6 protein-coding genes are annotated in these 6450 nt (G+C 64.4%); 4 read left to right on the top strand and 2 right to left on the bottom strand.

Annotated features, from left to right (window positions below; genetic code table 11):
• Positions 1-828 precede the first annotated feature (828 nt).
• On the bottom strand, positions 829-2304 hold the full coding sequence (locus ACZO3G_RS14255; RefSeq protein WP_276874217.1) for an ATP-binding cassette domain-containing protein: 1476 nt from the start codon (positions 2302-2304) through the stop codon (positions 829-831).
• A gap of 11 nt (positions 2305-2315) precedes the next feature.
• Positions 2316-2909 carry a nuclease-related domain-containing protein gene (locus ACZO3G_RS14250; RefSeq protein WP_146021659.1) on the bottom strand — a complete coding sequence of 198 codons (594 nt, stop codon included), beginning with the start codon at positions 2907-2909 and terminating at the stop codon, positions 2316-2318.
• Positions 2910-3066: 157 nt separating this feature from the next.
• Between ACZO3G_RS14250 and ACZO3G_RS14245 the strand changes: the two genes are divergently transcribed.
• From ACZO3G_RS14245 to ACZO3G_RS14230, 4 genes are all read left to right on the top strand, one after another.
• Positions 3067-3570: a DUF4358 domain-containing protein gene (locus ACZO3G_RS14245; protein ID WP_172439108.1), complete on the top strand. Its 504-nt coding sequence runs from the start codon at positions 3067-3069 to the stop codon at positions 3568-3570.
• A gap of 239 nt (positions 3571-3809) precedes the next feature.
• The gene (locus ACZO3G_RS14240) at positions 3810-4598 is read left to right on the top strand and encodes a heparan-alpha-glucosaminide N-acetyltransferase domain-containing protein (RefSeq protein WP_101548167.1); all 789 of its coding nucleotides are present in this window, start codon (positions 3810-3812) and stop codon (positions 4596-4598) included.
• A gap of 331 nt (positions 4599-4929) precedes the next feature.
• Complete coding sequence (lexA, locus tag ACZO3G_RS14235; RefSeq protein WP_101548165.1) at positions 4930-5511, top strand: transcriptional repressor LexA; 582 nt, start codon at positions 4930-4932, stop codon at positions 5509-5511.
• Positions 5512-5552: 41 nt separating this feature from the next.
• Entirely contained in the window at positions 5553-6332 is a 780-nt protein-coding gene (locus ACZO3G_RS14230) for a Cof-type HAD-IIB family hydrolase (RefSeq protein WP_276874225.1), read from the top strand.
• The last annotated feature ends 118 nt before the right edge of the window (positions 6333-6450 follow it).

The raw sequence follows: 6450 nt of genomic DNA, 5'->3' as shown, positions 1-6450 counted from the left end.
CGCCCAAGAAGTCGGCGGAAGAAGGGCGCTCAAGGGGACTTCCGCCAGTCCCCTTGAGAAACCCCCGGGAGTACCTTGCCAGTACCCGCAGACTACCGTCACTCCCCACAGGTACACCAGCTGAGGGCTCAATTCAGGTTGCGGGCGCTCCCAACACAGGAACAGAAGGCTCAGCCACAAAGGAGCGCCGCCCACCGGGCGGCGCTCCTTTGTGTTTTGCCGTCTCATCTCCCCGAAAGTATTTCGGGTACGGTTCCGGAGACTCTCGGGCAGAGGCATTGCGCCCGCGGCGCGGCGGCTGGCGGGATGCGGTAAACTTGCCTATTGATCCGTGAACCGGGCGCCGCCGACTTTGGCCGCAGGCCAACCGGAGGCGGCGTTGGGGTCGCAGGGATTTGGCCGCAGGCCATCCTTGTAGAGAATCCGGCCCGCAGGGCCGGGTCCGCGAAGCGGACTCAAGCCGGGGTCGCGGGGCGGAGCGCCCGCGACTGCGGTCCGCAGACCGCGTTTCGAAGGCCAACCGCCGAAGGCGGCTCTTAGGCCGGAGATCGGCCGTCGCGCGTAGCGCGCTCCGGGCATCCGCCGAAGGCATCCTCTTAGGATTCCGGCCCTTCGGGCCGGGTCGCATGGCGACTCCCTACGGGGAATCCAAAGGGGGCCTGTGGCCCTCTTTGAATGCGCGTCGCCGCTCTGCGGCGCTCGCCGCAGGCGAGGAGCGCATCTATGCCCGGGCAGGCCGCCTAAGCCCCTCGTGCCCTTCTTTGGTTCCTTTCTTGGGCAAGCAAGAAAGGAACTCGCTGTCGGTCGACTACCGACAACTTCCTCCGCTCACTGAGCGGCTGCCCCGATCGCCTCCTGCACCGCCTCGCGGGAAAGCCCGGCGGCGGAGCCGCTCAGCGCGAGCCCGCCATCCCGCATGACGGCGATGTTGTCGCAGAGGCCGAACGCCTCGTCGATATCGGCGGTGAGCCAGAGGACGGCCGCGCCCTTCTGGAGGAGCTTGTTCATCTCAAAATAGAGCCGCATTTTCGCGGGGATGTCCACGCCGGCGGTCGGCTCGCAGAGCAGGTAGACGAACGCCTGCTTGCGCATCGCGCGTTCCACCAGCTCCCGCTGGCGGTTGCCGCCCGTGATGTACTCCTGCTGCGGCCGGAGCATGACGTAGTTGCCGAGAGCCTTGCCCACGCTGGCCATCAGCCGTTTGGCAGAGATTGCCATGCGGCTGGCGGAGGTGTCCTGCTTGCCCGCGTTGACCGCGATCTCGCTTTCGCGGATCTCCTCCTCGTCCTCCTGGCTGGAGGCGAGCACGATGCCCGCCCTCACCGCCGTGATCGGCGAGGGAATCTCCAGCGGGGCGCCGTTTAAGAAGATCTTCCCCGTCGTCTTTCCGAGTCCCGCGAGGCTGCGCGCGACGCTGAGCTTGCCCGACTGGGCGCCGCCCATGAACGCGGTCACCTGCCCGGCGCGCAGCGAAAGGCTCACGCCGGAGAAGTTCGGCCCCGAGAAGTCCTCGAGGCGCAGGACCTCCTTCCCGGCCTCCGGCCGCTCGCGGTAATAGATGTTTTCCGACTTGATGCCGTAGACCGCCTCGATCAGCGCCTTCTCGTCGAATTCACCGGCGGGCGCGCTGCGCACGATCTCCCCGTCCTCCATGACCGAGATCGTGTCCGCGACCGCGAGCACCTCGTTCAGGTCGTGGGAAATGATCAGGAAGGCGCGGCCCTCCTGCTTGAGCCCGGCAATCGCGTCGTAAAGCCGCTGCTTTTCGCTCTCGTTGAGGTGGGTGGAGGGCTCGTCCAGCAGGATGATCCGCCCGTCGGTGACGATCGCGCGGGCGATCGCCGTGAGCTGGCGTTCCGCGTCGGTGAGGTTGCCCATCGGCGCGCGCGGGTCGATCTGGACGTTCATCTGGCGGAAGACCTCCTCGCACCGGTGGAGCATCCGCCTGTTGTCCACCAGCCCGAGCTTGCCGCCCATGCGCAGCTCGTTGCCGAAAAAGAGGTTCTCATAGACCGGCAGGTTCGCAAACATCTGCTGGTGCTGCGCCACAAGGATCAGCCCGTTTTTGACCGCGTCGGAGGTGTTTCGGATCTCGGCGGGCTGCCCGTCGATCAGCACCTGCCCTCTGTCGGGCGTAAAAACGCCCATGATCGTGGAAAAGAGGGTGCTTTTGCCCGAGGCGTTGCGCCCCACCAGCGCGTGCACCTCGCCGGGGCGCAGCGCGAGGTTGATCCCCCGCAGATAAAATTCGCTGCTGATGCGGCGGCTGACGCCGCGCAGTTCCAGCAGATACCGTTCTTCCATCCCTACTCCCCTCAATTCTTCCGGGCGGCTTCCAGCACCGCCGTCACCGCCTCGACGTTGACCCCGCGGTCCTCGTCGAACCGCGCGCGGTTCAGGTAGCCGCGCAGCTTGCCCATCTTGATGACCTCCGGAGATTTGATATAGCTGATCGTCTTCTTGCCGTTAAAGGTGATGACCGCCACCTGCTCGACCGGCACCCGGTGCCCCGCGTCCCGGCAGAGGGTGAGCACCCGGCCGGAGCACTGGGCCGCCGCCCTGCGCGGGTTGGGCACCGAATACCGCTTGCCCTCGTCCGCGATGACCCACTGCTCCTCGTCGGGCCCGCCGAAGTATTCCCCGGCGTAGCAGAGGTCATAGACGAGCAGAACGCCGAAATAACCCACAAGGATGTGGTCCGCCCAGCCGGAAAGCCCGTTCGAGACGAGCACGGGGCTGTCGATCACCTTGTAGCCGCGCGGCGCGGCAAAACTGCGCAGCGCGCGCGAAACCTTCCTGCGCTCCGAATCCTCCGTGCGGGGGTGCAGTTTTTTGTAGAGCACCAGCGCGGCGCCGGCGGCCAGCACCGCCACGCCGAAAAAGATCAAAAGTCCCCAAAACGTATCCATGTCAAACACCCTTTCCCTATAGAATCGCCTTTGCTAATGATAGCAAATCGCGGCGGTTTTTGCAAGAACGCGGGCGCCCCGGGCGGCCCGCTTGACTAACCGGGGAAATCCGTTATACTTAAAAGGTGCCGAAACGGCCGGAAGGGAGGCTTCCGCCTTGAAAAGAACCATCGCGCTCCTCTGCGCGCTGCTCCTCTGCCTGACGGGCTGCCGTTCGGAGGGGCCCGGGCAGGACGCCGCCGTCGAAAGCGCCGGTCCCCTTGTGGAGACCGCCGAACCGGAAACGGCGATCGAAAAAATCTACGAGAACGTGACCGTCCGCGGGCTCGCCGACGCGTCGGACGACGACCTGACCGATAAATTTTTCCTCGACGTCTCGATGCTCGACAGCTACTGGGTGCGTTTTTCCTCGGGGGATTTCGGGCTGGCCGACGTCTTCATCCTCAAGCCGTCCGAGGGGATGGAGCCCAAGGTGCGCGACGCGCTCGAGCAGGTGAAGCTCAACCGCGCCAAGGAGTTTGAAAACTACGACGTCTACGACGCCCACCAGATCGCGCAGGACGCGGTCATCTATGAGCAGGGCGGCTATCTCATCATGCTCATGCTCGCGGACACCGACGCCGCGCGGGACGTCATCGACCAGTACATTCCGAAGATTTGAGGGAAAGGGGCCGCGAGGCCCCTTTTTTGCCGCGTTTTCGCGGCGCGGACATGCTATCCTGTCCGGAGGACGGGCCCGCGCCCGCCCCGGCTTTCGGCGGGTTTTCCGCCGTTTTGCCGCCGGAAGTTCCCCAAAAGCCCGCGGCTGTGCTATAATGCAGGCAGGGAATTTTTCCCTGTTTTCGGCCGCGCCGCCGGAACCGGTGGTTCCTTTCCATTTTCGCCAAGGAGGTTTGCGCCATGCCCCAGTCCCACTCCGCCGGGAAACCCGGCCGCGTCCTGCTCTTCGACGAGCTGCGGGGCCTGTCCATCCTGCTGGTCGTCATCTACCACGGCGCCTTCGACCTGATCGCCGTCTACGGCGTCAGGATCCCCATCTTCGACGCGCCGCTGCTCCAGAAGTTCCTGCAGCCCCTCTTCGCCGGGCTCTTCGTCTTCATTTCGGGCGCTGTCTCCCGTTACTCCCGCAGCAACCTGCGGCGCGGGCTCGCCTGCTTTGCCTGCGGGCTGCTCATCACCCTCGTCACCGGCCTGCTCCCGATGGTGCCCGACCGCTTTGGCATCCTCCACCTGCTCGGCGCGAGCATGGTCCTCTTCGCGCTGTTGCGCCCCCTGCTCGACCGGATCCCCACCGCCGCCGGGTTCCTCCTCTTTTTCACCCTCTTCTTTTTCTGCCGGAGGGTGCCGGACGGCGTCTTCGGCTTTCCGCCCCTCGCCGCGCAGCTGCCCGAAAGCTGGTACACCGCCAGCCCCTGGCTCTTCCCCCTCGGGTTTCCCCAGCCCTGGTTTGAATCCGCCGACTACTTCCCCATCCTCCCCTGGACCCTTCTCTTTTTCGCGGGGTCCTATCTTGGGGTGTGGGCGCGCGCGGGCAGGCTGCCCTCTTTCTGCTACCGGGGACGCCTTCCCGCCCTCCAGACGGTCGGGCGCAAAAGCCTCTGGATCTACCTGCTGCACCAGCCGGTGCTCGTCCTCCTGCTCGGCGCGTTCGTCTGGCTCGCGCGCGGCGTGCTCGGCCTGCCCATCTGAGCGGGCGGCCCGGATCCCTCGCGGCGCAAAAAAAGGGCCGGATGCTCTGCAACATCCGGTCCAAGCTGTTTGAGGTGTGTTTTGAGGAGGGTAGAGATACTCAAAATGTTTGCGGCTAATCTTGAGTACATCTTTATTATAACCATTTTTCCGGGTGGTTTGTTAAGGATTCATGGCTACTTTTTAAAGAAAAGTCACTCTTTTTATAAACGAAATTTGAATATTGGTAACACCCGTTTCATCCTGTTAAAGTTTTTAGAACATACGTTTGCATTTTGGGACGTCTTCTGCTATACTGGAACCGAAAACAAACCATACGGGAGGTGCCCATATGCAGCAGCTGTCACCGCGGGAGGCCGACATTCTCGAGGTTATCCGCACATCGATTGACGCCGGCGTGGTCCCCAGCGTCCGGGAGATCTGCGCGCGGCTGGGGATCAAATCGACCTCGACCGTGCACCGCTACCTCACGAGCCTCCAGGAGAAGGGGTACATCCTGCGGGAGGACAACCTCAACCGCTCGATCCGCCTGCCCCACAGCGAGGTGACGCGGGTCCCCGTCGTCGGCACGGTGGCCGCCGGACAGCCGATCCTGGCGGAGGAGGTCATCGAGGACTACCTGCCCGTCGCGCTGCACGGGGACGCGAAGGAGCTCTTCGCCCTGCGGGTGCGGGGGGACAGCATGATCAACGTCGGCATCTTCGACGGCGACCTGATCGTGGCGCGGCGCTGCGAGACCGCCCGCAACGGCGAGATCGTCGTCGCGCTGGTGGACGACGAGGCGACCGTCAAGCGCTTTTACAAGGAGAACGGCGGCTACCGCCTCCAGCCGGAGAACGACGCGATGGAGCCGATCTATACCGACCATGTGGTCGTCCTCGGGCGGGTGGCCGCCCTCTACCGGGAGTTCTGAAACTTTTGCCGCCGAGGGCGGCGGAAAGGCGGGGTTTCTGCTTGATTCGGGCAATCTTCTTTGACATCGACGGGACGCTGGTGAGCTTTTCGACCCACCGCATCCCCGAAAGCACCTGGCGCGCGCTCGACGAGGCACGCCGGAAGGGGGTCCTCCTCTTCATCGCCACCGGGCGGCACACCGCCGTCATGCAGGAGGGGCACATCCTCGGCGACTTCCCCTACGACGGCTATATCACGCTCAACGGGCAGTACTGCTATACGCGGGAGGGCATGGTCCACCAGAACTGCGTGCCCCCCGCCGACATCCGCGCACTCGTGGAGCTGCTCGACCGCGATCCCTTCCCCTGCCTCTTCATGGAGAAGGACCGGATCTACGCCAACCGGATCGACGACAACATGCGTTCGGCCCACAAGGCGGTGAATCTTCCGCTGCCCGAGGTGGCGGACTACCACCGCGCGCTCCACCACGACGTCTACCAGCTTACCTTTTTCCTCACCCCCGAGGAGGAGTCCTACCCCCTCTCGCGGATGCCCGGCTGCGCCGCCACCCGGTGGAGCCCCTACTTTTCCGACATCACCCCGCGCGGCGGCTCCAAACGCATCGGGATTGAAAAGATGCTCGCCCACTTCGGCATCCCGGCCTCGGATACGATGGCCTTCGGGGACGGCGGCAACGACATCGAGATGCTGCGCTTCGCGGGCGTGGGCGTCGCGATGGGAAACGCGGGCGAGGAGGTTCGGCAGGCCGCCGACTACGTCACCGACGACGTCGACCACGACGGTATCCAAAACGCGCTGCGCCGGTTCGGCGTCATCTAAAAAAGAAGCTCCCCGCAAGGGGGGCTTCTTTTTAGCCGTTGGGTCTCAGTCCTTGCCGCGGACCGCAAAGAGCAAGTCGATCGACGGGGCTTTGCCCACGCTCTTTTCGGTGTGCAGC

Source organism: Anaerotruncus sp., assembly GCF_057433415.1.
The sequence above is the reverse complement of the archived record's forward strand: the minus strand, read 5'-3'. Positions and strand labels throughout refer to the sequence as shown.